The sequence below is a fragment of the Polaromonas sp. YR568 genome (genome assembly GCF_943369675.1).
Lineage (GTDB): Bacteria > Pseudomonadota > Gammaproteobacteria > Burkholderiales > Burkholderiaceae_C > Polaromonas.
Map to the genome: position 1 here is coordinate 199,199 of NZ_CALROB020000001.1, position 26,702 is coordinate 225,900.

26 protein-coding genes and 1 pseudogene are annotated in these 26,702 nt (G+C 65.3%); 14 read left to right on the forward strand and 13 right to left on the reverse strand.

Going from position 1 to position 26,702, the window contains the following annotated elements; all coding sequences use genetic code 11:
* Position 1 precedes the first annotated feature (1 nt).
* From ACLV8F_RS00945 to ACLV8F_RS00990, 10 genes and pseudogenes are all read right to left on the reverse strand, one after another.
* Positions 2–347 (reverse strand): annotated as a pseudogene (locus ACLV8F_RS00945) (antibiotic biosynthesis monooxygenase family protein).
* A 36-nt stretch (positions 348–383) separates the two neighbouring features.
* Positions 384–1,562 carry a cytochrome P450 gene (locus ACLV8F_RS00950; protein ID WP_411882370.1) on the reverse strand — a complete coding sequence of 393 codons (1,179 nt, stop codon included), beginning with the start codon at positions 1,560–1,562 and terminating at the stop codon, positions 384–386.
* Positions 1,563–1,625: 63 nt separating this feature from the next.
* Positions 1,626–2,897: a fumarylacetoacetase gene (fahA, locus tag ACLV8F_RS00955; protein ID WP_411882371.1), complete on the reverse strand. Its 1,272-nt coding sequence runs from the start codon at positions 2,895–2,897 to the stop codon at positions 1,626–1,628.
* Between the two features lie 11 nt (positions 2,898–2,908).
* Positions 2,909–3,895 (reverse strand): Bug family tripartite tricarboxylate transporter substrate binding protein, encoded by a 987-nt coding sequence (locus ACLV8F_RS00960; protein WP_411882372.1) that lies wholly within the window; start codon positions 3,893–3,895, stop codon positions 2,909–2,911.
* A gap of 50 nt (positions 3,896–3,945) precedes the next feature.
* Positions 3,946–5,256, reverse strand: a complete 1,311-nt coding sequence (gene hmgA / locus ACLV8F_RS00965) for a homogentisate 1,2-dioxygenase (protein WP_411882373.1) — start codon at positions 5,254–5,256, stop codon at positions 3,946–3,948.
* Between the two features lie 43 nt (positions 5,257–5,299).
* A complete protein-coding gene (locus tag ACLV8F_RS00970; protein ID WP_411882374.1) occupies positions 5,300–5,758 on the reverse strand; it encodes a MarR family winged helix-turn-helix transcriptional regulator in 459 nt (152 codons plus the stop codon).
* 41 nt (positions 5,759–5,799) lie between these two features.
* A complete protein-coding gene (locus tag ACLV8F_RS00975) occupies positions 5,800–6,774 on the reverse strand; it encodes a Bug family tripartite tricarboxylate transporter substrate binding protein (protein WP_411882375.1) in 975 nt (324 codons plus the stop codon).
* 53 nt (positions 6,775–6,827) lie between these two features.
* On the reverse strand, positions 6,828–7,022 hold the full coding sequence (locus ACLV8F_RS00980; RefSeq protein WP_411882376.1) for a hypothetical protein: 195 nt from the start codon (positions 7,020–7,022) through the stop codon (positions 6,828–6,830).
* A gap of 17 nt (positions 7,023–7,039) precedes the next feature.
* On the reverse strand, positions 7,040–8,722 hold the full coding sequence (locus tag ACLV8F_RS00985; RefSeq protein ID WP_411882377.1) for an FAD-dependent oxidoreductase: 1,683 nt from the start codon (positions 8,720–8,722) through the stop codon (positions 7,040–7,042).
* A 125-nt stretch (positions 8,723–8,847) separates the two neighbouring features.
* Positions 8,848–9,309: a CHRD domain-containing protein gene (locus tag ACLV8F_RS00990; protein ID WP_411882378.1), complete on the reverse strand. Its 462-nt coding sequence runs from the start codon at positions 9,307–9,309 to the stop codon at positions 8,848–8,850.
* A gap of 239 nt (positions 9,310–9,548) precedes the next feature.
* Here ACLV8F_RS00990 and ACLV8F_RS00995 point away from each other — a divergent pair, with 239 nt between their 5' ends.
* The 5 genes from ACLV8F_RS00995 to ACLV8F_RS01015 all read left to right on the forward strand — a co-directional run bounded on the left by ACLV8F_RS00995 (position 9,549) and on the right by ACLV8F_RS01015 (position 14,136).
* Entirely contained in the window at positions 9,549–10,481 is a 933-nt protein-coding gene (locus ACLV8F_RS00995; protein WP_411882379.1) for a Ku protein, read from the forward strand.
* A 6-nt stretch (positions 10,482–10,487) separates the two neighbouring features.
* Complete coding sequence (ligD, locus tag ACLV8F_RS01000) at positions 10,488–13,163, forward strand: DNA ligase D (RefSeq protein WP_411882380.1); 2,676 nt, start codon at positions 10,488–10,490, stop codon at positions 13,161–13,163.
* A gap of 139 nt (positions 13,164–13,302) precedes the next feature.
* A complete protein-coding gene (locus ACLV8F_RS01005; protein WP_411882381.1) occupies positions 13,303–13,536 on the forward strand; it encodes a hypothetical protein in 234 nt (77 codons plus the stop codon).
* Positions 13,537–13,627: 91 nt separating this feature from the next.
* A complete protein-coding gene (locus tag ACLV8F_RS01010; RefSeq protein ID WP_411882382.1) occupies positions 13,628–13,807 on the forward strand; it encodes a hypothetical protein in 180 nt (59 codons plus the stop codon).
* Positions 13,804–14,136, forward strand: coding sequence for a hypothetical protein (locus tag ACLV8F_RS01015; protein WP_411882383.1), 333 nt, complete (start codon positions 13,804–13,806; stop codon positions 14,134–14,136). The genes ACLV8F_RS01010 and ACLV8F_RS01015 overlap by 4 nt, the downstream gene beginning before the upstream one ends.
* 88 nt (positions 14,137–14,224) lie before the next feature.
* Here the strand turns inward: ACLV8F_RS01015 and ACLV8F_RS01020 are convergent, their stop codons facing one another.
* Entirely contained in the window at positions 14,225–15,190 is a 966-nt protein-coding gene (locus tag ACLV8F_RS01020; RefSeq protein WP_411882384.1) for a ferritin-like domain-containing protein, read from the reverse strand.
* A gap of 156 nt (positions 15,191–15,346) precedes the next feature.
* Positions 15,347–16,075, reverse strand: coding sequence for a glutathione S-transferase (locus ACLV8F_RS01025; protein ID WP_411882385.1), 729 nt, complete (start codon positions 16,073–16,075; stop codon positions 15,347–15,349).
* 212 nt (positions 16,076–16,287) lie between these two features.
* Here ACLV8F_RS01025 and ACLV8F_RS01030 point away from each other — a divergent pair, with 212 nt between their 5' ends.
* Positions 16,288–16,632: a MoaF N-terminal domain-containing protein gene (locus ACLV8F_RS01030; protein ID WP_411882386.1), complete on the forward strand. Its 345-nt coding sequence runs from the start codon at positions 16,288–16,290 to the stop codon at positions 16,630–16,632.
* 15 nt (positions 16,633–16,647) lie between these two features.
* Here the strand turns inward: ACLV8F_RS01030 and ACLV8F_RS01035 are convergent, their stop codons facing one another.
* Positions 16,648–17,316: a DsbA family oxidoreductase gene (locus ACLV8F_RS01035; protein WP_411882387.1), complete on the reverse strand. Its 669-nt coding sequence runs from the start codon at positions 17,314–17,316 to the stop codon at positions 16,648–16,650.
* Between the two features lie 281 nt (positions 17,317–17,597).
* Here ACLV8F_RS01035 and ACLV8F_RS01040 point away from each other — a divergent pair, with 281 nt between their 5' ends.
* From ACLV8F_RS01040 to ACLV8F_RS01075, 8 genes are all read left to right on the forward strand, one after another.
* On the forward strand, positions 17,598–19,550 hold the full coding sequence (locus ACLV8F_RS01040; RefSeq protein ID WP_411882388.1) for a PhoX family protein: 1,953 nt from the start codon (positions 17,598–17,600) through the stop codon (positions 19,548–19,550).
* Between the two features lie 171 nt (positions 19,551–19,721).
* The gene (locus ACLV8F_RS01045; RefSeq protein ID WP_411882389.1) at positions 19,722–20,771 is read left to right on the forward strand and encodes an Ldh family oxidoreductase; all 1,050 of its coding nucleotides are present in this window, start codon (positions 19,722–19,724) and stop codon (positions 20,769–20,771) included.
* Between the two features lie 317 nt (positions 20,772–21,088).
* Positions 21,089–22,108: a D-xylose ABC transporter substrate-binding protein gene (gene xylF / locus ACLV8F_RS01050; RefSeq protein WP_411882390.1), complete on the forward strand. Its 1,020-nt coding sequence runs from the start codon at positions 21,089–21,091 to the stop codon at positions 22,106–22,108.
* A 155-nt stretch (positions 22,109–22,263) separates the two neighbouring features.
* Positions 22,264–23,394: a sugar ABC transporter permease gene (locus ACLV8F_RS01055; RefSeq protein WP_411882398.1), complete on the forward strand. Its 1,131-nt coding sequence runs from the start codon at positions 22,264–22,266 to the stop codon at positions 23,392–23,394.
* Positions 23,395–23,540: 146 nt separating this feature from the next.
* Positions 23,541–24,320, forward strand: a complete 780-nt coding sequence (locus tag ACLV8F_RS01060; RefSeq protein WP_411882391.1) for an ATP-binding cassette domain-containing protein — start codon at positions 23,541–23,543, stop codon at positions 24,318–24,320.
* A 16-nt stretch (positions 24,321–24,336) separates the two neighbouring features.
* Positions 24,337–25,533 (forward strand): ROK family protein, encoded by a 1,197-nt coding sequence (locus ACLV8F_RS01065; protein ID WP_411882392.1) that lies wholly within the window; start codon positions 24,337–24,339, stop codon positions 25,531–25,533.
* A gap of 91 nt (positions 25,534–25,624) precedes the next feature.
* Complete coding sequence (locus ACLV8F_RS01070; RefSeq protein ID WP_411882393.1) at positions 25,625–25,795, forward strand: hypothetical protein; 171 nt, start codon at positions 25,625–25,627, stop codon at positions 25,793–25,795.
* A 294-nt stretch (positions 25,796–26,089) separates the two neighbouring features.
* On the forward strand, positions 26,090–26,702 hold a 613-nt coding region (locus ACLV8F_RS01075; protein WP_411882394.1), incomplete at its 3' end, for an outer membrane beta-barrel protein.

Consider the following 26,702-nt stretch of genomic DNA (forward strand, 5'->3'; position numbering starts at 1 on the left):
ATCAACCGTGAACCTGCCGGCTGTCCGCCGGCGCCTCGTCGCGTTCGGTCATGCCGTAGTCGCGCAGCACGTGGGCCACGCGCAGCCGGTAATCCTCAAACACGCCGCCGCGTCCCCGGCTTTGCGCATGGCGATGGGTTTCCAGCTTGCGCCATTCCAGCACGGCGGCCTCATCGCGAAAGAATGACAGCGACAGCAGCTTGCCGGGCGTGCTCAGGCTTTCAAAACGCTCGATGGAAAGAAAGCCGTCGATTTTTTTGAGTTGCGGCCTGAGCGCCGCGGCGATGTCGAGGTAAGTCTGCTTCTGGCCCTCGGCGGGCAGGACTTCAAAAAATAATCGCGATCATGGGAGCCTTTTAATTCGGATGAGACAGATGGTGGCATCAAGCGGTGAAAACCGGAATGCGGGCATTCATGGAGGCACGGTACTGCCAGCTGAACGATGCGGCATCCTTGAGCCGGCCCGATACGAGTAATGCCCGAACAGCGGCCGCCGCGATGCTGCAGCCCAAGGCCTGACCCGGACATTGGTGCGCGCCGTGGCCGAAGCCGGGCACCTCGCGATCCAGGCGCTCCAGCAGGAATTCATCGGGCCTGGCATTGCACAAAGGGTCGCGGCCCGCGGCGGCCAGCACCAGTAGCACCACATCACCCGCCTGTAGCGAAACGCCTGCCACCTGCGTGGCCTCGGCCACAAAACGGCGTGTGTTGTGGATGGAGGGGTCGTGGCGGCTGACCTCGTTGACCATTTGCAGCAGTGGGCCGGGCTCGCGGCCCATGGCATCCAGCAGGCCGGGCTGCGTGGCCAAGGCGACGATGCTGTTGCCAACGAGGCCCGCCGTGGCTTCATAGGTTTGCGACAGCAGGCCGACCGCGTTGCACAGCAGCGCCTGCGCATCGTGCCAGCCGGCCTGCGCCGCTTCGTGTTGCAGGCGTGCCAGCGCGCTGCCGGGCTGGGCAGGTGCCGCTTGCGCAAGCCCTGAAAAGCGCGTGAGCAAAGCTGAGGCCGCTTCACCCGCCGCCGCGAGCTGTTCAGGCGTGCTCAGTGGCGAGAGGCAGGCAACAAAGTCGGCCATCCAGAGCGCTACCTGCGGCAACTCGGCCTCTTCAAAGCCCAGCATATCGGCCACCGCCATCACGGGCACCTCAAAAGCCCAGCGTGACAGCGCCGCGCCCCGCAGAGCGCCTTGCCCCGCCGTTTGCAAAGCCAGTGCCCCGGTTCTGGCCTGCACGCGGTCCAGGTCGACACCCGCCAGAAAGCGTTGAAGCGCGAGCTTGGGCGCGTCATGCCGCAGGCCTTCGTTCATGCGCACCAGGTGGCCGAAGACCTCGCCGGCCGCCGAGCCGACGATGGCCGTGGGCACCGGCTCCGCGACAGGCCGCACGCGGCAGGCCGGGTTGCCCAGCACGTCCTTGACGCTCGCGGCACTGCTCGCGATCCAGAGTTTGCGCGGCGCGTCAAACACCAGCGCGGGGCCCGCGGCCAGCGCCGCGTAATACGGATAGGGATTGCGGTGGGCGGAGGCCGCGAGGATGTGTTCCGGGTTCTGGTCGGGGTTCATGGCAATCATTCTTGCCTGAAACCCCTGCCCCATGCTTCGCTGACGAGCGAAGCATGAATGTGTTCAACGCGCCGGCAGCACCTGCCCCCGGCATTCACCAAAACCTATGCGTGTAAAACCCTCGCGCTCGCACCAGGCACTCAGGATGATGGCGTCGCCGTCCTGCAAAAAGGTGCGCGTCTCGCCGTTGGCCAGCGTCAGGGCGTTCTTGCCGCCCGAAGTCAGCTCCAGCAGCGAGCCCGCCTGTTCTGGCCGCGCGCCCGATTGCGTGCCCGAGCCCAGCAAGTCGCCGGGCTGCAGGTTGCAGCCGTTGACGGTGTGGTGCGTGAGCATTTGCGCGACCGTCCAGTAGGCGTCGCGAAAACTGGATTGCGACAGGCGCTCGGGGCCCACGCCGGCATCGCGCATGGCTTGCGTCTCCAGCCAGACTTCGAGTTCCACGTCGATGTTGCCCTGCTCACGGTTGGCCGGCGAATCCAGGTAAGGCAAGGGCTGCGGGTCGCCCTCGGGACGCGTGAACGGCGCGCGGAACGGCGCCAGCGCCTCCATGGTGACGATCCACGGCGAGATCGTGCTCGCGAAATTCTTGGCCAGGAAGGGGCCCAGCGGCTGGTATTCCCAGGCCTGCACGTCGCGCGCCGACCAGTCGTTGAGCAGCACCATGCCGAAAGCGTGGGCCTCGGCCTGCGCCATGTCGACGGGCTCGCCCATCGCATTGCCCTGCCCCACCAGCACGCCGAGTTCGAGCTCGTAGTCCAGGCGCTGGCTGGGCCGCAAGACCGGCGCCTCGTCATTCGGACCTTTGGTCTGGCCCAACGGCCGGGGAAACTGCTGGCCGCTCACGGCTATCGACGACGCGCGTCCGTGGTAGCCGATGGGCACCCATTTGTAGTTCGGCAGCAGCGGCGCGTCTGGGCGGAACAGCTTGCCGACCGTGGTCGCATGGTGGATGCCGGTGTAGAAGTCGGTGTAGTCGCCGATGCGGCACGGCAGGTGCAGGTTGACCGCATATTGGCGAGACAAACATCCTTCCCACTCCGCTTGCCGGGCGCTGCCCTCTGCCAGACCTTGCGAGATGGCGGCCCTGAGCGCGCTCATCTTCGCCGGGCTTTGCGCCATCAACTCGTTCATGTCATCAGTGTCGATCAACTTTGCCATGCGCAAATCGAGCACCCGGTCGCCGATGGCAACGCCGATTCTGCGGTCATGGCGCGGCCCACGGCTGTAGGTGCCAAAGGGCAGGTTCTGGATGGGGAAATCGGTGCCCGCCTCATTGGCAGATGCGACCCAGCTGCGCAGATGCGGGTCGTGGGTGGCGTTGAGGGAAGTTTTCATGGATATGCGCCTCAGTCGGCCGTCATGCCGGCCTTGCGCGCCACCTCGCCCAGGCGCTGGTACTCGGACTGGGTCAGCGCGCTGAGTTCCTGCGCCGTTGAGCCGCGCGCGGAGAAACCGGCCTGCGCGAGTTTGTCTTTCACCTCGGGCAAGGCCAGCGCTTCCGTAAAGGCATGGTTCAACGCCTGCACGACTGCCGCCGGCATGCCCGCGGGGCCATAGACACCGAACCAGGGCTCGATCGAATAACCGGCCAGGCCCGCTTCGGCCATGGTCGGCACATTGGGCAGCGAGGCCGAACGGCGCGGGCCCGCGACAGCCAGCGCGCGCAGCTTGCCGGCCTGGATGTGCGGCAGCGAGGCCGGCAGGTTGTCGAACATCAGGCCGATGTTGTTGCCCAGCATGTCATTGATGCCGGGGCCGCTGCCCTTGTAGGCCACGTGCGTGAGTTCCGTGCCCGTCATCTGCGCGAACATCACGCCTGCGAGGTTCATGGAGGTACCGGCGCCGGCCGTGGCATAAGGCATTCCCGGCTGCTTTTTGGCGGCAGCGATCAGGTCGGCCACCGACTTGATGGGCGAGACGGCCGGCACTTCCAGCACGATGGTGGAGGTGCCCAGCAGGCTGATGGCGCTGAAATCCTTGCGCGGGTCAAACGCCATGGACTTGTAGATGTGCGGGTTGAGCGCGTTGGTGGAGATCGCGCCGAAGCCGATGGTGTAGCCGTCGGCCGGCGCCTTGGCCACCGCGTCCATGCCGATGTTGCCGCCCGCGCCGCCGCGGTTGTCGATCAGCACCGGCTGGCCGAGCTTTTCCGACACCTTCTGACCGACAGTGCGCGCCACCAGGTCGGTGGTGCCGCCGGGCGTGTAGGGCACGATGAAGCGTATGGGCTTGGCCGGGTAGTCGGCGGCCGATGCGGCCAGCGGCGCTGCCAGGCACGCAAGGGCAATAAGGCAAACGAGGCCGGTGCGGCGCGGGAAGGAAGATGTCGTCATGGTTTGTCTCTTGTTGTGAGGGGATTAAAAAGGGAAAAAGAGAAGAAGGCTCAGCCCTTGAACTGGTCCTTGAGCCCAGCCCAGCAGCCCGCATACGCGGGGTCGAGTGAGCCGCCCTGCATCGCATACGCCGTGGGGATGAAGCGGTAGCGGCTTTCAAACATGAAGGCCAGCGTGTTGTCCAGCTTGTGCGGCTTGAGGTCGGCCGTGCTGGCTTTTTCAAACGCCTCGGTATCCGGGCCGTGCGGCACCATGCTGTTGTGCAGCGACGCGCCGCCCGGTTTGAAGCCCTCGGGCTTGGCGTCGTACTGGCCGTAGACCAGGCCCATGAACTCGCTCATGAGGTTGCGGTGGTACCAGGGCGGGCGGAAGGTGTTCTCGGCCACCATCCAGCGCGGCGGGAAGATCACGAAGTCGCAGTTGGCCGTGCCCGCCGTGTCCGAGGGCGAGGTCAGCACGGTGAAGATGGACGGGTCCGGGTGGTCGTAGCTGATGGAGCCAATGGTCATGAAGTGGGCCGTGTCGTATTTGCAGGGCACCAGGTTGCCGTGCCAGGCCACCACATTAAAAGGGCTGCGCGGCTGCTGCGCCGACCACAAACGGCCGCCGTACTTCTTGATGATCTCGTAACCCTTGCCGGACTCATCGTCCTGGTCGAAAGCCGCCACCGGCGCCAGAAAATCACGCGCATTGGCCAGGCCGTTGGAGCCTATCGGGCCCAGCTCTGGCAGGCGGAAATGCGCGCCGTAGTTTTCACAGACGTAGCCGCGCGAGGCGCCGTCGGGCAAGGCCACGCTGAAGGCCATGCCGCGCGGCAGCACGGCGATTTCACCGGGCTTGACCTCCAGGATGCCGAGCTCGGTCGTCAGCACCAGCCGGCCCTGTTGCGGCACCAGCAGCATTTCACCGTCGGCATTGACCAGCGCGCGCCGCGCCATGGAACGGTTGGCGACGTATAGGTGCGCGGCAATGCCGGTCTGCGCCTCGGCGTCGCCGTTGGCCGCCACGGTCCGCATGCCGTCGACAAAATCCAGCGGCTCCGCGGGAATCGCGAACGGGCTCCAGCGCAAGGGATCGGGCGGCACGGCCACGCCGCCCGCGGCGCCGGTGGTCCACTGCGGCTGCGCGTAAGGCTGGTAGCCGCCGGCCATGACCGAGGGCTGGCGGCGGTACAGCCAGGTGCGGCGATTCTCGGCGCGCGGCGCGGTGAAGGCCGTGCCCGAGAGCAACTCGGTGTACAGGTCATGCGGCGCGCGCTGCGGGCTGTTGCGGCCTTCAGGCAAGGCGCCGGCGACGGCTTCGCTGGCGAATTCGTTGCCGAAGCCGGACTGGTAACGCAAGGTGGCGGTCGTCGTGTTCATTGCAGTTTCTCCAAAGATTCCAGAGCCGGGTGTGTGGATGACGTCATTCTTCGGCCTCATCCAGCGCGGCGCCGTCGCCCCTGGCCGTTTCAATCAGGCGGTCGAAAAAATCGCTGAGCTGCTCGCGCTCGGCCTCACTGAGCACGCCAAAAATATCCTCGTTGCGCCGGCCCACCACCTGCATGGCGCGCTGCCAGGCAGCCTTGCCCTTGGGCGTCATGGTCAGCACCACGCCGCGCCCGTCGGTCGGGCTGGCGGCCTTGACGACCAGGCCCTGCTCCACCAGCGACTGCGCGGCGCGGCTGGCCTGGCCTTTGTTGAGGTTGGCTTTTTGCGCAAGGTCGTTGACCGACAGCGGCGCGAAGGTGCCGACCGCCGTGAGGCAGCGCCCGTCGCTCATCGACAGCCCGGCCCCGGCCACATAGGCGCGCTGGCTTTCCAGGTCGGTCAGCTTGTGCAGCAGGTGCAGGCGGTAGGTCAGGGTTCTGTCGAGCTTGATCATCGGCGTTTACCTCGTTGGCTAGGACCCCAATTCTCAGCCACTCAGTCCAGTTTGATGCCGCTGGCGCGTATCACCTGCGCCCATTTTTCGCGCTCGGCCTTGGCATAGCTCGCCATCTGCGCCGGCGTGCTCGGGGTGGGCTCCAGGCCCAGCACCTGGAAGCGCGCCTTGACCGGCGTAGAGTTCAGCGCATCGACCAGGGCCTTGTTGAGCTTGGCGACCACGGCGTCGGGCGTGCCGGCGGGCGCGGCCAGGCCTTGCCAGGCGTAGGCTTCAAAGCCCTTGAGGCCCTGCTCGTCCAGCGTGGGGATGGTCTCGAAGTTCTTCACGCGCTGCGGGCTGGCGATGCCGATGGCGCGCAGGCGCCCGGCGTTGATAAAAGCCATGCCGCTGGCGGTGTCGACAAACATGAAAGGCACCTGGCCGCCCGCCACGTCCTGCACGGCCGGGGCAGCGCCGCGGTAAGGCACGTGGACCAGGTTGATGCCGGTCTTGCCGCGGAACAGCTCGGTGGCCAGGTGGTGCGGGCTGCCGGCGCCCGGCGTGGCGTAGCTCACGCCGCCCTTCTGGGTCTTGGCCCAGGCCGTGAATTCGGCCAGGTTCTTGGCCGGCACGGCCGGGTTGACGACCAGGATCATCGGGAAGCGCGCCAGCAGGCCTATGGGCGCCAGGTCTTTTTCAGCGCTGTAGTTGAGCTTGGTGTACAGCGCCGGGTTGGCGGCCAGCGTGGCGGTGTCGCCCGTCAGCACGGTGTAGCCGTCAGGTTTGGCATGGGCCACGTACTCGGCGCCAATGTTGGTCGCGGCGCCCGGCTTGTTGTTGATGATGAGCGGATGGCCCAGCGCCTGGCCCATGGCTTCGGTCAGCGCGCGCGCCACCACGTCGGAGCCGCCGCCCGCGGGATAAGGCACCACCCATTCGATGGGGCGTGTGGGATATGTCTGCGCGGAAGCAGCCGTGGCAGCCAGCGCCAGGACGGCAAGCAGGCGGCGAAAGGTAGCGGGAAGGCGGTGCATGTTTTTTGTCTCCGGGTAATGAATGCGCTATGGAAAAAAGGGGGAATCGAAAATCAGGTGGCTGCCAGGCGCTCGGCCTGGGCGATCAACAACAAGGCGTCCGCGACGTCGACCTCGCGGCTCAGCAACGCGAGCGCGAGCGTGGCCAGGAGCAGCGGAGTTTTCGCCTCGCCCACGCGGGCGGTCGCTTCCGCGAGCGCCGTGTAGGCCCGGTCCAGGTCGCCGGTTTGGGCAAGGGTTGGGTTCATGGTTGTCTCCGGAATCATCAGGACGCGTTGGACGCGCCGGCGGCAAGCTGCTGCTGGAACGGTTTCAGGGCGGCCGCGATGTCTGCGGCCGAGGCCGATCTCCAGCGGCCCATGAGGTAGCCGTCGGGTCGCACCAGAAAGGCCGAGCCTTCGGTGGCGCCGTAGCGCTCGCGGGCCTGGCCGAGTTCGTCGACCAGGGTGCTCACGGCAGGCTCACCCTGGCCGGCGATGCAGATGACCTTGACCGAAGCGGGGCCGCTTTGGCCCACCGTCGCCAAAGCGGCGATGTCTTGCAGCAACTCGCCCTTCGCGCTGAAATGCAGCACGACAAAACCAGCGCCAAAGCATGACGTGAGATGAGCCGCACCATCGACACCGCGCAGCTTCGCCTCAGGCGCGGGCATGCCGGCACGCGCACCAGCGCTGAAGGCGCTTTCCTGCGCGGCCAGATTCAGCGGTGATCCGACGTGCTCCACCGGCGTGGACTGGCGCGGGTTCAGCAGCGAAGCCACTGCCGCGTCCTCGGTCGCCAGGCGCAGCGCGGCTTCGCGCAGCAGCCTGAAGCCGTGGTTGGGCGGGGCCATGAACTCGGTGCTCTTGGCGCCGTAGACGATGTTCTCGCGCGTGGCCTGCACGCGTTCGCTTGAATAGCTGTCCAGCAATGACTCAGCGGCATGGCCTTGCTGAACCAGCGCGAGTTTCCAGGCCAGGTTGCCCGCATCGTCCAGGCCCGAGTTAAGCCCGCGCACGCCGAAGATGGGCACCAGGTGGCCCGCGTCGCCGGCAAACAGCACGCGGCCGTGGCGGTAGCTGGGCAAGGTCAGGCATTTGGCGTTGTAGATCGAGATCCACAGCGGCTCCCACGGTTCGTTCTCGCCGATCATGGACAGATGGCTTTGCACGCGCGGCAGCACGTTTTCGGGCTTCACGGCCTCCAACGGGTCCTCGTCATCGCGGATCTGGTAATCGATGCGCCAGACGTCGTCGGGCTGGCGGTGCATCAGGATGGTGGAGCCGGGGTTGGACGGCGGGTCGAACCAAGCCAGGCGCTCGACCGCGCGGCGGGTTTTCTGCACCACGTCGACGATCACGTACTTGCCTTCGTATTGCGTGCCTTCAAGCTGCAGGCCCAGTTGCTCGCGCACCGTGCTGCGCCCGCCGTCGCAGGCCACCACCCAGTCGGCCTGCACGGTGTGCGCACCGTCCGGCGCTTCAATGTCGACCTGCGCGCCCCCGGCCCCGGGCCGCACGGCCTTCACCTTGCTGGACCAGCGCACGTCCACCAGGCCGCCCTGGGCCAGCGCCGCCTTGTGGGCGAACTCCTCGGCGTAAAACTGCTGGATGTTGACCATGGGCGCGTAGCGCTGCGTCGGTTCGCTGGGCATCTGGAAGTGCAGCACTTCCTGGTCGCGGAAGTAGCTGCGCCCGCCCACCCATGACAGGCCTTTGTCCACCAGGGGCTTGTCGGCACCGATCCAGCCGAAGATTTCCTGCGAGCGGCGCGACATGCAGATCGCGCGGCTGCCGGCGCAATAGCCGTCGTCGGCCTCCACCACCAGGCTGGCGATGCCGTGGCGCGCCAGCAGCGCCGCGAGTGTCATGCCCACCGGGCCGCCGCCGGCAATCAGCACCGGCACATGGCGCGGCCAGTCAGGAGAACCCGAAGAGTTCGAACAGTCCGAAGAAGAAGGCGTTTCCACGATGCGCTTGTCCCGGTTTATTTATGGTTGCGCTCGCAACTATAAACCGATCCGGTTGCGCCCGCAACCATTTGCCGGCAGCCTCTAAACAGGCCCTTTACAGGCCCGGCAGCCTGAACAAAAGCCTAGTTGCGCACCATCGTCATCTGCCCGCGCACTTCCCCTGCGGGGTGGGCGGCGGTGTGGATGTTGGCGTACCAGCGGCCGGCCATCAGGTCGGCGGCTTGGGCGGCGGTCAGCGTGGCGCTGCCGTCCAGCGGGCTGCGGATCGGGTTGGTCCATGGCAGGGCCACGCCGGCATTCGCGCCTATGGCGGCCGGGCCGTGGAAGTGCCCCGCCGTCGCCGGCCCGGTCAGGCCGGTGTAGCTGACCTTCCAGCGCAGCAGGTTGCTGCTTTTGTCGAACACCGCATCGACCTGGCCGCTGCCCGTCGTGGCATTGGCGGGCACTTCATTGGCGCCGCGCAACTGCGTGGTGAAAGGCACCAGGTTGGACTGGCGGTCCAGCATGCTGCAGCCCGTGAGGGCGGCTGCGGCAACAGCCAGGGTTGCGAGGGACAAACGGGTGGCGGTGCGGCGGTTCAGCATGGTCGGCTCCTTGAAAACAGCAGCCGATTGTGCGCGGCGCGCCGTGCGCCACCCCGTAGGACAAACCCCATGCGGCCAGTCGGCATTGGACGACATCGACATGCGGCGTCCTCGCCCACCGCATTGCATACCGAAGCCCGCAAAAGCCGCCGTCCTACGCAAGCGCTCTTGGCAGGCCGACACATCCTCACTCATACACCGCCCACACTGGTCCCTTATTTGCTCAACAAGAGAACACCATGGCATCTCGCGTTTTATGGAAAGGCGCCATCAGCTTCGGCCTGGTCCACATCCCCGTCGGGCTGCATTCGGCCACTTCGGAAAGCGGCATCGACTTTGACTGGCTGGACAAACGCAGCATGGACCCGGTGGGCTACAAGCGCATCAACAAGCGCACCGGCAAGGAAATCACCAAAGAGAACATCGTCAAGGGCGTCGAGTATGAAGACGGCCAGTACGTGGTGCTGTCGGAAGAAGAGATCAAGTCCGCCTATCCCAAAACGACCCAGACCATCGAAATCGAAAGTTTTGTACCCAACACCGAGATTCCTTTCGTCTACCTCGAACGGCCCTACTACGTCGCGCCCATCAACAAGGGGCAGAAGGTGTATGCGCTGCTGCGCGACACCTTGCTGAAAACCCAGCGCGTGGGCATCGCGCGCGTGATCATCCAGACCAAGCAGCACCTGGCCGTGCTGGTGCCTTCGGGCCCGGTGCTGGTGCTGAACCTGCTGCGCTGGGGCGCCGACATCCGCTCGCTGGAAGAGCTGAACCTGCCGCCCGTGGGCGCCAAGGCCGCGGGCCTCTCCGACAAGGAACTGGCCATGGCCAGACAGCTGGTGGACGACATGACAGGCAAATGGGACCCGGAGCAGTTCACCGACTCCTTCAAGGACGACATCATGGCGCTGGTCAAGCGCAAGGCCAAGGAAGGCAAGCTCGAGAACGTGGTGCAGCCGGAAGAAAGCGAAGAGCCCGAAGCCCGCTCAGGCGCCAAGATCATCGACCTGACCGAGCTGCTGCAGCGCAGCCTGCGCAAGGGCGGCGGCGATGCACCCAAGGCCAGGCCGGCCGCTAAAACCACAACAAAGACCGCAGCCAAAACGCCGGCGCGCAAAAAAGCCGCGGCCAAGACAACCGCGCATGCCCCCGCCCGGCGGCGTGCTGCTTAAACCGCCATGGGCGCCCGCGACGACCCGCTGAAACACTACCGCGCCAAGCGCGACTTCACGCGCACGCCCGAACCCGCGGAGGGCGGCGCGCGCTCGGACAAGTCCCTGCATTTCGTGATCCAGAAACACGACGCGCGCAACCTGCATTACGACTTTCGCCTCGAACTCCAGGGCGCGCTCAAAAGCTGGGCGGTGCCCAAGGGCCCCAGCCTGGACCCGGCCGTCAAGCGCATGGGCGTGCGCGTGGAAGACCATCCGATTTCCTACAGGGGTTTTGAAGGCAGCATCCCGGCCAAACAGTACGGCGCGGGCGACGTGATCGTCTGGGACCGCGGCCTGTGGACGCCGCTCGGCGACCCCGCCAAGGGCCTGCGCGCCGGCAAGCTCAAGTTCGAGTTGCACGGTGAAAAACTCAAGGGCGGCTGGACCCTGGTGCGCATGCATGGCCGGGGCGACGAAAGCCACGAGCCCTGGCTGCTGATCAAGGAACACGACGAACACGCGCGACCAGAAAAAGAATACGACGTGCGCCAGGCATTGCCCAACAGCGTGCTCTCCGGACAGCCCCTGCCCCGCGACGCATCGGAAAAACCCGCCAAAGCACCACGCAAGGCCGCAGCGAAAAAAACCTCCGCGGCATCGGTTAAAAAGGCCGCCGTGCAGGCGGACGGCGGCATTCCCGAAGGCGCCGTCGAGGCCAAACTGCCCGAGATACTCGCGCCCCAATTGGCCACCCTGGTGGCGCAGCCGCCCGCCGACCCCAAGGGCTGGGTCTATGAAATCAAGTACGACGGCTACCGCCTGCTGGCCCGCATTGACGGCGACTCGGTGCGCCTCATGACGCGCAACGGCAATGACTGGACGCACAAGCTGCCCAGGCTGGCCGAGGCCGTCGCCGCACTGGAGATTCCCTCCGGCTGGATGGACGGCGAAATCGTGGTGATGAACGAGCGCGGCGTGCCCGACTTCGGCGCGCTGCAAAACGCGTTTGACCATGCCAGCACGGCGCGCATTATTTTCTACGTTTTCGACCTGCCGTACTTCGACGGCCTGGACCTGCGCCAGCTACCGCTGACCCAGCGCCGCGAAGTTCTGTGCGCGCTGGTCACCCGCCACCCGCAGGAGAGCATACGTTTCAGCGATACCTTTGAAGAAACGCCGCAGGACTTGCTCGATTCGGCGCGGCGCATCGGGCTGGAGGGCGTGATCGGCAAGCGCGTGGACTCGGCCTATGTCTCACGCCGCTCGCCGGACTGGATCAAGCTCAAGACGCAGTTGCGCCAGGAGTTCGTGATCGTCGGCTACACCGAGCCCAAGGGCTCGCGCGCCGGGCTGGGCGCGCTGATGCTCGCGGTGCATGACGCCAGGGGCGCGCTGCAGTACGCCGGCAACGTCGGCACCGGCTTTAACGACAAGGTGCTCAAGGACCTCAAGGCGCGGCTGCAGAAACTCCACACGGAGCGCAGTCCGCTGGCCAAACTGCCCGCCGGCGTGAAAGGCCAATGGGTCAAGCCTCAGTTGCTGGCCGAAGTCGCCTTTGGTGAATGGACACACGGCGGCCATATCCGCCACTCGGTGTTCCAGGGCCTGCGCACCGACAAGCCCGCCACCCAAATCGTCCGTGAAAAACCCGCCGCGCTGGAACGCGGCAAGAAAGGCGCCGCCGTGAACCCCGCCAAAAAGACTTCCAGTGAAAAACCGTCGGCCAAGGGCAGTATCAAAGCCCTCGCCAAAACTGCCGCTAAAACTGCTGCCAAGACGCCCGCCAGGCCGGTTCCCGCCGCGCTGAAATCCCTGCGCATCACGCATGCGGACCGCGTGATCGACGACAGCACGGGCTTCACCAAACAAAACGCGGTCGAGCATTACGCGCAGGTCGCGGCCCTGATGCTGCCGCACCTCAAGGCCAGGCCGACCTCGCTGGTGCGCGCGCCCTCAGGGATAGGCGGCGAACTGTTCTTCCAGAAGCATGCCGAAGCCGGCTCGATCCCGGGCATCAAGTTATTGGACCCGGCGCTGGACCCCGGCCATGAGCCGCTGCTGGAAGTCCCGACCACCGCCGCCCTGCTGGCCGCCACGCAGCTCAACGTGATCGAGTTCCACACCTGGAACGCCACGACACGCGACATCCACAAACCTGACCGCATGACCTTCGACCTGGACCCCGGCGAAGGCGTCGCCTGGCCGCAGGTGCAGGAGGCCGCGCAACTGGTGCGCGCCTTCCTCGACGAGCTGAAGCTGGCCAACTTCCTCAAGACCAGCGGCGGCAAGGGCCTGCACGTGGTGGTGCCGCTCAAGCGCCAATACGATTTCGACACGGTGAAGGATTTCTCGCATGCACTGGTGATGCACCTGGCGGCCGTGATTCCCCAGCGCTTTGTCGCCAAGAGCGGCCCGAAGAACCGCGTCGGAAAGATTTTTGTGGACTACCTGCGCAACGGCTTCGGCGCGACCACCGTGGCGGCCTGGTCGCTGCGCGCGCGGCCCGGGCTTGGCGTGTCGGTGCCGGTGGCCTGGGACGAACTCGCCTCGCTGACCAGCGGCGCCCACTGGACGGCACAAACGCTGGGAGCCCGCCTGTCCGTCGGCAACCAGCCCTGGGACGCCTACGAAGGCGCGCGCAACGGCCTGGCCGCCGCGATGAAACAGGTCGGTTTCAAGCCGGCGGCGCAGGCCAAATAAGCGTCAAGCCACCGTCATCCGGCTCCTACATCTGAAATGCCGGTAGCCCGACGCCGCCGTGCCTGACCCCGTCTTACATTGCGATGGTGGCGGCGATGCCCCGCTACATCGTTGCCACCGCATCGTAGCGAGACCCGCCATGAACCAGCCCGACGAAATGGACCTGACGCTTTACCTCCAGACCGAGGGCCGCCGGCTGGCGGCGGAATTGGCAAGACAACAGCAGGCCACCGGCAAACCCCGGTCTTCATCCTCCCCAGCCCAGCAACAGCAATGCGCCGCACAACCCGGTAACAACCGCCCTGCGCGCAGTCTCAGCGAAACCCTGCAGCGCATGGGCGTCGCGAACGCGCACCCGCGCCGCCGCGTGTAGGTCGCCGCCGCGACTCTATCCCAGGCACTGGCCTTGCGCGGGCCCGCGTCCTATCATTCACGCAGCGCAACCGGATGCGCGTGGAGACACCATGAACCCCTTCCTGCCCTTTAGCCTGGCCGGCCTGTTGCTCGTCTCGGGCTGCCCCGATACCCAGGTGCCCAAGGCACCCCCGAAAGTGCCTGAACCCAAAGCATCAAGCGCTGTGCCGCAAGCCGCGCCGCAAGCGCAACTTGTGGCCTCGCGCTTCAACGGCCACTCGCCTGCATGAGCCAATTTCAACGCTACTCCCTGGCGGCGGGTTCCGCCTTGCTGTGCGCCGCCTGGCTGGCCGGCTGTGCCATGACGGGCGCGGCAGATGCCCCAGCCCAACGCGTCAACGTTGAGGGCCGGACCTACCTGATCAGCCAGCTCACCGCCGGCACCTGGACGGCTACCTTGCCGGGCGCCACGCAGCTCTCCAGCAGCCCGGCCGGTCGCGCGGCCCTGCTGCAGGCCATTGAGAAGACCTCGGGCTGCAAGGTCACCGATGCCGACTATTCCCGCAGCGGCATGCAGTTCGATGCCCAGGTCGACTGCGACAACCAGTTGAAGAACTAAAAAAAAGGGGCAGCGTCTGCTGCCCCCTGGTTTGCCGAGCCTCGAGTGCCGGCAAGAAACTGGAAACTGTTTTTGTAAAGGCCCGGCCTTAGCGGGTCTTCAGCGCGTCGCGCAGGGCTTTGACCTGGTCGTGGTTGCGCTGGGCACCCTGCGACTGGCGTTCCACCACGGTCCGGATGGCTGCGGGCAGATTCTGCTTCAAGGCCTTGCGGTAACGCGCCACCGCGGCGTCTTCACCGCGCTCGCATTCATCGAGCATGGCCTGGTCGCTGTAGGCGCTCAGCGTCGCGCGCACGGAAACCCAGCCACGGTGCAGCGCACCGCTCATGGAGCCGCCTTCGTCGGGCGTGCCGCCCAGCTGGCGTATCAGCGTCTGCAACTCCAGGCCGGCGGCGCGGCATTCGCCGGAATGGCGATGCAGCAGCACTTTGATGTCTTCGGCCTTGGTGTGCTCGGCGCATTCACGGAAACCATACTCACCATCGCGGCAGGATTCGAGCAGGTCATTGAGCGTGTCGACCACGTCTTCGTCGTCGGCCACTTCGCCTGCAACCGTATTGCCCGTGGTCGTTTCAAACGCGCCGAGCCGGCTGTGCGCACGGTTCCAGGACTCGCGGCTGGCCAGGCGGGCTTGCGACCAGTCCAGGGTCGAGCTGTCGCGGTAGCTATCCCAGCGGTCGGCAAGGCGCATTTCGGCTTCCTCGAACGAACCGGCGGGGTAGTCGCGGCGGCCTTCGACGCCCAGGCGGTAGGCTGGAGCGTAGTCGTCAAACGGGCGGCCGTTTTCGTAATAGGCTTCCTGTGTATGGTTTTCGCGCCAGTAGGCCTCTTCAGCCGTGGGGTCCAGCGCTTCGGCGGCTTCCTTGCCGCCCATGCCACCGGCAATGGCGCCGGCCACACCGCCAACGACGGCGCCCACGGGGCCCGCCACCAGACCGGCAGCCGCGCCGGCGGCAACACCGCCCATCGCCGCACCTATGCCGGTGCCCACCGGGTGCGCACCCGGCTCTTTGCTGATCGGATCAAGGTTCAAGTCATATTCTTTGGCTGCCATGGTGTACTCCTTCATAGGGAACGCAGTTGCAAAACATCCGGATCACATTCACCGGACACAGGCCACCATGGTTGCGTGCCGCGTTGTGCCCCGCGGTCAGGCAAGCACAGACAGGCATGTAGGAGAGGGCCGCGCACGACTGCTGCGCGCAAGCGTTCAGGCGTCGAGTTCCGGATAGCGCCGGAAGATGCCGTCTTCGTTGAAGGCGATGCGCCGCTCACTCGCAAGGTAGGCGGCCACGCGGCGATGCTGCGCGACGCCGTCATGCAGGGCCATCACATGCGGCGCATTCCCGAGCGCGCGGCGCGCCGCTTTGGGAAAGGCATAGAGCAAGCCTTCAACCAATTGGAACAGCGAGAGGTCCGCGTAACTCAGTTTCCCGCCCACAAGGTGCGTGCCGCCGCGCGGGTTGCGCTCCAGCACGGTTTCAAACCAGGCCAGGAATTTTTTGATGCGCGCGGTCCTGAACTCCTTCGCCCTTTTCTTCGCTTCTTTCTTCTGGTCTTGGTAGTACAGGCCTATGCCCACCGGGTGGTGCGTGTCGTGCGCCTCGGCCACCACATCGGCAATCGTGAGCTGCAACTGGTGCGTCCAGAGGCGCCGGGTTTCGCTTTTGTCGACCAGGCCCAGGCGCGGACCCAGGTAAAGCAGGATGGCCGACGACTGTCCCACGATGGTTTTGCCGTCCACCAGGAAAGGCGGCGCGAAGGGTGGATGCTGCACGCGGCGGCTTTCCATGAAGCGCATCGTCGCGGGAATGCCCTGCCCCTCTTCTTCAGGGCCGCGCGCCACGTCCACATAATCGGCGCCCGCGGCCTCCAGCGCGAGCCGGACAAATTCGCCGCGCCCCTGGATGGTCGGCCAGTAGTGAAGTTCGTAAGGCATGAATGAGCTCCTGTGCTTGCGCTGGATTGGCATTTCATTCTGCGTGAGAGCCGGGCTTGAATCCATGGCAAAAGCCGGCGCGTGCCCTTGTCCTACGAAGATTTCGCCCCCATCCCACAAGCCGCGTTGTGGCGCAGGACTAATTTGAACTGGCGCCCATCCATCCAGGCCTGCTCACCGCCGCGACCAAGGCCTTTTTTCCGGAGACATACATGACAGCTTCCACCCTTCCCGTGTCCCTGCAGGGACAAACCATACGCTGGACCTTCCAGGACGGCCCGACCAAGGGCCACACCTTTGAGCACACGTTTTCGGAGGGTGGCGCCCTCACCTGGCGCAGCACCGGGCCGGGTTCCAAAGACCACCACGAAAGCGCCAGCGCCGCCGTGAAAGTGTCGGACGACGTGCACATGGTGTCTTATCTGTCCAAGGAAAGCGGCTACACGCTGACGGTGGCGCTCAACCTCGAGACCGGCATCGCCATCGGATTTGCCTCCAACGGCAAGGACTGGGTCCAGCAGTCGGGCACCTTTGAAGTGCTGGGCGCCGGCCGCTAAAGAAGAAGCCCGCGCCTAGCCGGCGGCGGCAATTTGCCGCAGGGCCTGTTCGAACACCTCGACGGGCTGCCCGCCGGAAATCAGGTGGCGGTCGTTGATGATGACGGCCGGCACCGAGTGGATGCCCTGCGTCAGGTAAAACTGTTCGCGCTCACGCACCTCGCGCGTGTATTCGTCCGAGGCCAGCACTTCACGTGCCCGGGCCTCATCCAGGCCTGCCTCTACCGCCGCCTTCACCAGCACCTCGTGCGAGGCCGGGCTCTGGCCGTCGGTGAAATAGGTCTTGAACAGCAACTCCTTGAGCGCCTTCTGCTTGTCGGCGCCTTCCAGTTCGGCCCAGTGCAGCAGGCGATGCGCATCAAAGGTGTTGTAGATGCGGCTGCGTCCGCCGCCGGGTTCGTCGGCGCCGCTGAACTTGAAGCCCAGTTGCGCGCCGCGCGCGCGGATGTTCTCGCGGTTGGCTTTCGCCTGTTCCGCCGAGATGCCGTATTTTTCGGTGATGTGCTCGGTGATCTCCTGGCCTTCGGGCACCATTTTGGGGTTGAGCTCGAAGGGCTGGAAATGCAGCTCGGCCTGGATGTCGCCGCGCACGCGCTCCAGCGCCTGGTCCAGCGACTTCAGGCCTATGGCGCACCAGGGGCAGGAAACGTCGGACACAAAATCGATTTTGAGTTGGGTGGTCATGGGATGGGCCTCGGAGGTTGCTGTGTTCTGTGCTGACCGGATTTTGGCCCGCTAGAGGGAAGCTTGCGGTTCGCTTCGGGATATTCAAGTACCCAGGACGGGGTTAATCCGTGCTCCACGCCGGCTTCCGGGGCCATCTGTGGCAGCCCGTTTCAAGAAACTGTCACACAAGCTTCCTAAGATTCCCGCAGCGCAGCATGCCCACGCCTTCCCCCGGAGCGCGTGGCCAGCGCAGCGGCTCCGCGATTCCTTCCCCACCTGAAACACTGGAAAACATAACAATGTCCGACCTGGCCACCCCCTCCCTCCCCTCACGCCGCACCGCACTGAAGTTCCTGGCGACCGCGCCCATGCTGCCGTTGGGGGCACTGGCTTCCGGCAGCCTGCTGTCGGGCTGCGCCACCAGCGGCCCCGCCGCCGCGGGCAACTACCTGTCGTCCAGCTTCGCGTCCATGGCCGCCCCTTCGCTGGCCAACGCGGCCGCCATGGCCACCACCACGGTGGGCTCCAGCCTGCAGGTCCAGCTCAAGGACAACAGCACGCAAAGCTACAAGCTGGCCTACCAGCCTTTCTTCGTCACCGGCGACATGGTGCCGGACGGCAAGGGCGGCACCATCCTGAGCGGCGGCTACGTCGACATCAACAACCAGCCCATCATCGACCGCTCGGTGCCCGGCAAGGAACGCCAGATCTTCTCCGACTCGCCGGACGGCACCTCGCTGCTGGGCCTGCCGAATGCCAACGTGCCCGGCGTCAAGGGCAAGGCGGTCTTCGCCGTCGTGCAGTTTGAATACACCACGCGCGACCAGTCCGGCGCCGACGCCTACGGCAACCTGCCCTCGCCCATCGCCGTGCTGACGCTGGACCAGGACCAATCCACCGGCAAGCTGAGCCTGGTGAAGTACCACAACGTCGACATGTCCAGGGCCCACGGCCTGTGGATCACCTGCGGCGCCAGCCTCTCGCCCTGGAACACCCACCTGTCCAGCGAAGAGTACGAACCCGACGCGCCTTTCGCAGCCGAAAGCGCGCAGTTCAAGAAGTTCAGCAAGAACGTCTACGGCGACGAAAACAAGGCCAACCCCTACCACTACGGCCACCTGCCTGAAGTCACCGTGCACCCCGACGGCACCGGCAGCGTCAAGAAGCACTACAACATGGGCCGAATCTCGCACGAACTCGTGCAAGTCATGCCCGACAACCGCACCGTGCTGATGGGCGACGACGCCACCAACAGCGGCCTCTTCGTCTTTGTGGCCGACCGCGAAAAAGACCTCTCGTCCGGCACGCTCTACGTCGGCAAGCTGGGCAGCGGCTTCTCGGTCAACCCGGCCGACCAGGGCGCGAAGATCAGCTGGATCAAGCTGGGCCACGCGAACAGCGCCGAAATCGAAAAAATGGCCGATACGCTCAAGCCCGCCGACATCATGACGGTGCTCAAGGCCGACCCGTCGGACGCCAGCTTCACCAAGGTGTTCTACAACGGCAACCCGAACTGGATCAAGGTCAAGCCCGGCATGGAAAAAGCCGCCGCCTTCCTGGAAACCCACCGTTACGCCTACCTCATGGGCGGCAGCATGGGTTTTTCCAAGATGGAAGGCACCACCGTCAACATCAAGGACAAGGTCGCCTACTCTGCGCTGCAGAACATGGTGGACTCCATGGTCAAGACCGGCAAGGGCTGGAACGCGGCCAGCGGCATCGCCCTGGACAAGCCCCTGGTCGCCGGCGGCGTGATGGCGCACAAGCTTGAAGGCGGCCAGAAAGACCTGGGCGGCAGCGCCATCAACAGCGAATGGATGCCTGTGCACACCAAGGCCCTGATCATCGGCGAAGACATCGCTGCCGACGTGCTGGGCAACAAGGCCGACCCCAACAAGATCGCCAACCCCGACAACCTGAAGTTCTCCGAAAAAATGCGCACCCTCTTCATCGGTGAAGACAGCGGCTCGCACATCAACAACTTCGTCTGGGCCTACAACGTCGACACGAAGCAGCTGTCGCGCCTGATGTCCATGCCCGCGGGCGCCGAAGCCACCGGCCTGCATGTGGTGGACGACCTCAACGGCTGGACCTACATCATGAGCAACTTCCAGCATCCCGGCGACTGGAACGCGCTGCACGGCAAGGTGCAGGCCACGCTGGACCCGCTGGTGCGCGCGAACTACAAGGACCGCTTCGGCGCGGCTGTGGGCTACCTGACCGCCGACCCAAGCAGCATCAAGCTGGGTTAAGCGCGGAGCAGCTCTCTCAGGAGCTGCGACCCATCTCACTACCGTTCGCCCCGAGCTTGCCGAAACAATCCGGCAGCCTCGGGGCGAACCGCATTGGCGCACCCTTCTTCCCTAAAATGCCCTGCAAGTCCGCGGCCCATCGCCCGGGCACCACAGCCCAACGGGAACCCCATGCACTACCGCTACGCCGACCTGCTCCACTACGCGCAATCCCTGCTCACCGCCGCAGGGCTGGAGCCGGCCAAGGCCGAAGCGGTGGCCGCCATCCTGGTTGAGGGCGACCTGATGGGCCACAACACCCACGGCCTGGCGCTGCTGCCCGGCTATCTGGGCGAACTCGAATCCGGCTCCATGGAAAAGCTGGGCGCGCCCACCGTGCTGGCCGACCACCCCGCAGCGATGACCTGGGACGGCCGCCGCCTGCCCGGCCCCTGGCTGGTGCTGGAAGCCATGGCGCTGGCCGCCGAACGCGCCGCCACCCAGGGCACCTGCACCGTGGTGATACGCCGCAGCCACCACATCGCCTGCCTGGCCGCTTACCTCAAGCGCGCCACCGACCAGGGCCTGCTGATGCTGCTGGCCTGCTCGGACCCCAACACCGCCAGCGTCGCGCCCTTTGGCGGGCTGGACGCGGTGTTCACGCCCAACCCTGTCTCCGCCGGCATCCCCACGGGCGGCGTGCCGGTGCTGATGGACGTCTCCACCTCCGCCACCACCAACGGCCTGACCAACCGGCTGCACAAGGAAGGCAAACGCCTGCCCGCCGCCTGGGTGATGGACGGCCACGGTGCTGCCAGCGACAACCCATCCGTGTTGTTTGAAGAACCCAAGGGCACCATCCTTCCGCTGGGCGGCATGGATTCCGGCCACAAGGGCTACGGCCTCACGCTGCTGGTTGAGGCCCTGACCGGCGGCCTGGCCGGCCACGGCCGCGCCGACGCCAAGGAAGGCTGGGGCGCCACGGTGTTTCTGCAAATCATGGACCCGCGCGCCTTCGCAGGCCTGGACGCCTTCGAGCGGCAGACCGGCCACGTCGCCGACGCCTGCCGCGCCTCGCGCCCCGCGCGTGAAGGCACGGCCGTGCGCACACCCGGCGAAAAAGGTATCGCGCTGGCCGCAAAACAAAAGGACACCGGCGTGGCGCTCTACCCGTCCATCCTGCCGGCGCTTTCCAGCTGGGCCATCAAGCTCGGCGTGACGGAGCCGGTCGCAGCCTCCTGAAGAGGAGCAGGTTTTCCACGAGAGAACTTATCCGGCCGCCCGGCGCGCCGCTGGCGGAGCGCCCGTGTGCAAAAGGCGCAAACACCCGCCGGCGCCTGGCAGGTAAAACCTTCGCATTAGAAAAACTGTCCAAACGCCAATTGGGGCCCCATATGCACGTGGGTTTCTCCCTACACGCGGAATTCCCCCACTTCACATAATTAGTGCGTCGTTCAAACTAATTCGGAAGTGCTGCCTTCGCAGCGGAACGATCACCGGGATTCAGTTGAGTTTTCAAAACCACATGCCTGATCTGGGCAGAACCTTCGGAGACACCCATGACATTAAAAACTTCTCTCACTGCAATGGCACTCAGCCTGGCCGCCGCCGGCGCATTCGCGCAGGTGACGGTGGGCGTCAGCTGGTCCAACTTCCAGGAGGAACGCTGGAAAACCGATGAGGCCGCCATCAAGGGGCAACTTGAAAAGCTGGGCGCCAAATACATCAGCGCGGATGCCGCAGGCTCCCCTGAAAAACAACTGGCGGACATCGACGGGCTGATGGCCAAGGGCGCCAAGGTCCTGATCGTGCTGGCGATGGACAAGGACGCCATCCTGCCCGCCGTGAACAAGGCCGCCAAACAAAAAGTGCCTGTCATTGCCTACGACCGGCTTATCGAGGCGCCCGGCGTGTTCTACATCACCTTCGACAACAAGGAAGTCGGCCGCATGCAGGCGCGTGCCGTCTTCCAGGCCAAACCCAAAGGCAACTACGTGATGATCAAGGGTTCACCCACCGACCCGAATGCCAATTTCCTGCGCGAGGGCCAGCAGGAAATCATTGAGGCCGCCGTCAAGAAAGGTGACATCAAGATTGTGGGCGAGGAATACACCGAAGGCTGGAAGCCCGAAGTCGCGCAGAAAAACATGGAGCAGATCCTGACCCGGAACGGCGGCAAGGTCGACGCCGTGGTCGCCTCCAATGACGGCACCGCCGGCGGTGTCGTGGCGGCGCTGAGTTCCAAGGGCCTCAAGGGTGTGCCGGTGTCCGGCCAGGATGGCGACTTTGCCGCCCTGAACCGCGTGGCCATGGGCACCCAGACCGTGTCGGTCTGGAAAGATGCCCGCGACCTTGGCAAGCAGGCGGCCAGCGCGGCGGTCAACCTGGGCGCGGGCAAAAAGGTCGACGGCGCGTCCTCCTGGAACGGAGGCGAGAAAAAAATCGCCCTGCAGGCCCAGTTCCTGAAGCCCGTGCCCATCACCCGCGACAACCTCGACGTGGTGCTGAAGGCCGGCTGGATTAAAAAGGACGAACTCTGCAAGGGCGTCACCGGCAACGTTGCCGCCGCCTGCAAGTAATCAGAAGCAATCAGGCCCACACCACCGCTCCGCGTTCCGCGCAAGCAGGCAAGGCAACCGGCCTGCCGCTTGCCTGGGAGCGCCGCATCCTCAAAACCATGCAATTTTCCGTTCGATCCCTGCGCAACGCCGCCGTCGACTGGCGGCTGGTATTCATGGGGGGTGTGCTCGCTGCCATGGCGGGCGTATTCCAGGTCCTGTCGGGCGGCATTTTCCTGTCGCCTGAAAACCTCTACAACATCGCCCAGCAAACCGCCGTGGTGGGCATTGTGTCCACCGCGATGGTGCTGATCATCGTGGCGCGGCATATCGACCTGTCGGTCGGCTCGGTGATCGGTTTTGTCGGCGTGCTCATCGCCTATCTCCAATACACCCTGGGATGGTCCTGGCCGGCGGCATCACTCGCCGGGCTTGCCGCGGCCCTCGTTGTGTCGGTGTACCAGGGATGGCTGACGGCCGTACTCGGCGTTCCGTCTTTTGTGGTCACGCTGGGGGGCCTGATGTCCCTGCGCGGCGCGGCGTTTCTGGTCGCAGACGGCAAGACCCAGCCGGTCAGCAATGAAATTTTTTTGCAACTCGGCGGCGGCTATGACGGCGGTATCGGTGTGACGGCCACCTGGGTCCTGACCGCATGCGTCAGCCTGGTGCTGGTGCTTCGCATGGTGCTGCGCCGCCGCGCCTCGGCACGCCACGAGATGCCCAGCCAGCCCCTGTGGCTGGATGTGGTGCTGGTGGCCGCACCTGTGGCCCTGCTGGCCGCATTTGCCGCGGCCATGAACAGCTACCTGGTCCCCAACAAGGACGCGCCCCAGGGCATCCCGATACCGGTGCTCATCTGGGCGGCCGTGGCGGTGGTGATGTCCTTCATCTCCCAACGGACCCGTTTTGGCCGCTATGTCTACGCCATGGGCGGCAACCCCGATGCCGCGATCCTGGTCGGCATACCGGTCAAGCGGGTCACGCTGATGCTGTTTGCCCTGCTGGGGGTGCTCATCACCATCGCGGCCATCGTGTCGGTGGCCCGCCTGAACGCAGGCACCAATTCGCTGGGCACCGGCATGGAGCTGTTCGTGATTGCCGCCGCCGTGATCGGCGGTACCGCACTGGCCGGCGGCAGCGGCACCATCATCGGCTCGGTCCTGGGCGCGCTCATCATGCAGTCGCTGGACAGCGGCATGCTGCTGCTGGATGTCTCCATCGGAAAACGCATGGTCATCATCGGGCAGGTGCTGATTGTCGCGGTGGTGTTTGACGTGCTCTATCGCAAGTGGGCGCAGGAAAGCTAGGATGAAACACCCCCGAAGCGCCTTCGGCGCCTCCCCCTCAAGGGGGCGACACCAGCGGCCCGGCGAAGCCGGTTCCGCGGTGTCCCTGGCCTTTGCCGTGCGGTTTCATGTGTCGCGGGTGGCACGCAGCGCAATGGATCACTGAAATGCAAACCATTACCGAACCCCTGGTCCGGTTCAAGGACATCCGCAAAGCCTTTGGCGGCGTCCATGCCGTGGACGGTGTGAACCTGAACCTGTACGCCGGCGAAGTTGTCGCCGTGCTGGGCCACAACGGCGCCGGCAAATCAACGCTGATGAAAATGCTGGCCGGCGCCTTCCCCATCGATTCCGGCGAGATCCATGTGATGGGGAAGAAAGTGAATCTCCGGACCCCGGCCGATGCACAGCAGCAGGGTATCGAAACCATCTACCAGACGCTGGCGCTTGCCGACAACCTGGACGCCGTGGCCAACCTGTTCCTGGGCCGGGAAAAAATGACGGCATGGAACACCCTGGACGACTACTTCATGGAGGCGCAGGCACGCAAGGTGTTTGGCCGCCTGAATAAAAACTTCACCAACATCCATACCCCGGTGCGGCGCCTGTCGGGCGGGCAGCGCCAGGTGGTGGCCATCTCGCGCGCCATCTATTTCAATGCCCGCATCCTGATCATGGACGAACCCTGCGCCGCCCTGGGCCCGGAGGAGTCCGCCATGGTGGCCAGGCTGGTGCTCCAGCTCAAGGCCGAAGGCGTGGGCATTTTCCTGATCACGCACGACATGCAGGACGTCTTTTCGCTGAGCGACCGCCTCTCAGTGATGAAAAACGGCCGCCTGATAGGCACTTACCGCACGGCCGACCTGGACGAAGACCAGATTCTCGGCATGATCATCGCCGGCAAGCAACCTGAAGGGCGCGCGCAGGCGCCGCGCCATATCGCCTGATACCATGCCATCGGCCATGAAAACCACAGGTGACCAGCAACTCGTCAAGCGCATCAACCGCAGCGTGCTGATGCGCCTGCTGCGCAACCAGCCGGGCCGTTCGCGCGCGCAGCTGGCCAACGACAGCGGCCTGACCAAGTCGACCGTCAGCCTGCTGGTGCGCGAACTCATCGACGAAGGCTGGTTCAGTGAAATCAGCATGGCCGCCGCCAGCGGCGTCGGACGGCCCTCCACGCCCCTGCAGATCGACGGCCGGTCGCGCGGCCTGATCGGCGTGGAAGTGGCGGTCGACACCTTGCGTGTGGCCTGCGTGTCCCTGCTGGGGGAGGTGCTGTGGTCAACGCAGGAGCCTTTGCGCAGCACCCGGCCGCAGGACGTCTGCAGCCGGATAGCCCAGCTCACGGTGCTGGCCCAGGAGCAGCTGGTGTCGCGCGGCGCGCAACTCTCGGGCGTCGGCATCGGCCTACCCGGCGCGTTTGACGAGACCACCGGCGTGGTCCGCTTTGCCCCCAACCTTGGCTGGCGCAACGTGGACTTTTTGCCGCAGATCACCCAGGCACTGGTTCACGCGGGCCTGCCCCCGGTACCGGTACATGTGCAGAACGAAGCCGACGCCGCCGCGCTGAGCGAATATGAGTTTTCAGAAAACGACGGCAAGGACTCGCTGATTTTTGTGAGCTGTGATGTCGGCGTGGGCGCGGGCATCGTGCTCAACGACCGGTTGTTCACCGGCACGCGCGGCATGGCCGGCGAGATCGGCCACAGCATTCTGGAACTCGACGGTCCCGCCTGCTCCTGCGGGCGGCGCGGGTGCGCGGAGGCCTTCATCGGTTCAGGCGCCCTGGGCCAGCTGGCCGATGCCCGGCGTTCAGGGCACTACCTGGGCGTGCTGCTGCAAAACCTGTGGACGACCTTCGATCCCAGCGTTCTGGTGGTGGGCGGCGCGTCATGCCACCATTTTCCCGACATGGTCGAGCTTGCCCGGGAGACGCTGCAAAACTACGCCACCGCTGCCGGCGTCACCGCGCCCACGGTGCGCGCCGCGCGGTACGGCTTGCTGGCTTCAGCCGTGGGCGCCGCCGCCCTGGTGCTGCACCAGTACCTGCGTCCCATGCATCCGTCCGGCCGCCATGCGGGCAACGGCCACCCGGCGCGGAACCCGGCGCTTCTGCAGGCGCAGCAGGCCTCAGGCGAGCCCGCCTGCGCACGGTAGGCCTGCGCTGACACGCATCAGCGCTTCTCCCCGATAGGAGCCGCCCAACCGGCGCGTACAGTGAAACCACAACATTTTGTGGAGAAATAACATGTCCTTTGCGCTTTACATGGTCGGTTTTATCGTCTTCCTGGCGGGTGTCATCTGGGGCGCCGTCGTGGCCGGCGTGCCGCACCTCTACATCGGCATCGGTGCGCTGATCTTCCTGGGGATAGGCATCTTCAGTGCCGTGAGCCGCACGCGCAGCAAAGACCCGTCCTGATCCTGCCCGGCGTGGGTCACGCCGTCGCCCCTTAAGCCTCGTGGCCGCCCTGGCCCCGGGGCTTTTTCATGCGCGATCACCGGAAGAACGGCTTGCCGGAGGCTTGCCCGCATAACCTTCGCGCCACGGGAGTAATCCATACGACGTAGGCCGCTTCGCATGTCCTGTGGTGGCCACATCTCACATACAGAGAAATTACCAGGCGTAGTGTTGCAACACGCTTGGGGCATACAACGCCGGGCGTCAAAAACCAATCCTTAAACCGCTCTTTTAAACCGCTTTCCCGGAGGAACCATGAAGTCCAAGTCTCTTGCGCCATTTGCCGCAGCGTGCCTGCTGGCCTGCCTCAGCCCCGGCGCCCTGATGGCGCAAACCACCACCTCGACCTACGGCAACTACGACATCCCGAATTCGTCGTGGTACATCATGCCGCAGCTCACCGGGGTGGATCCGGACTCGCGCTTCAACGGCGACAAGAACCTGGGCGGCGTGGGGCTGCGCTTCGGCAAGGCGGTTTCACCTTCGTGGGACATCCAGATAGGCGGCAGCCTGGCCCGCGCCGACAACAACGGCCGGCGCTTCGAGCAAGCCACGCTGGGCGTTGACGGGCTCTGGATGTTCAACCGCAGCAGCAACTTCCGGCCCTTCCTGCTGGCCGGCTTTGGTGCCGAGCGGGACAAGCTGCCCAACGCCAGCAAGACATCGCCCTACATCAACCTCGGCCTGGGCTTCCAGCTGGGCCTGTCCGACCAGTGGTTCATGCAGGCGGACCTCAAGCGCACCCGCACCTACCTTCGCGACAGCGGCACCTTTGGTTTTAACAATGCCAACACCAACAGCCTGAACGTCGGCCTGGCCTATTACTTCGACAAGCCGTCGCGCCCGGTGCCCGTGCAGTACACCCCGC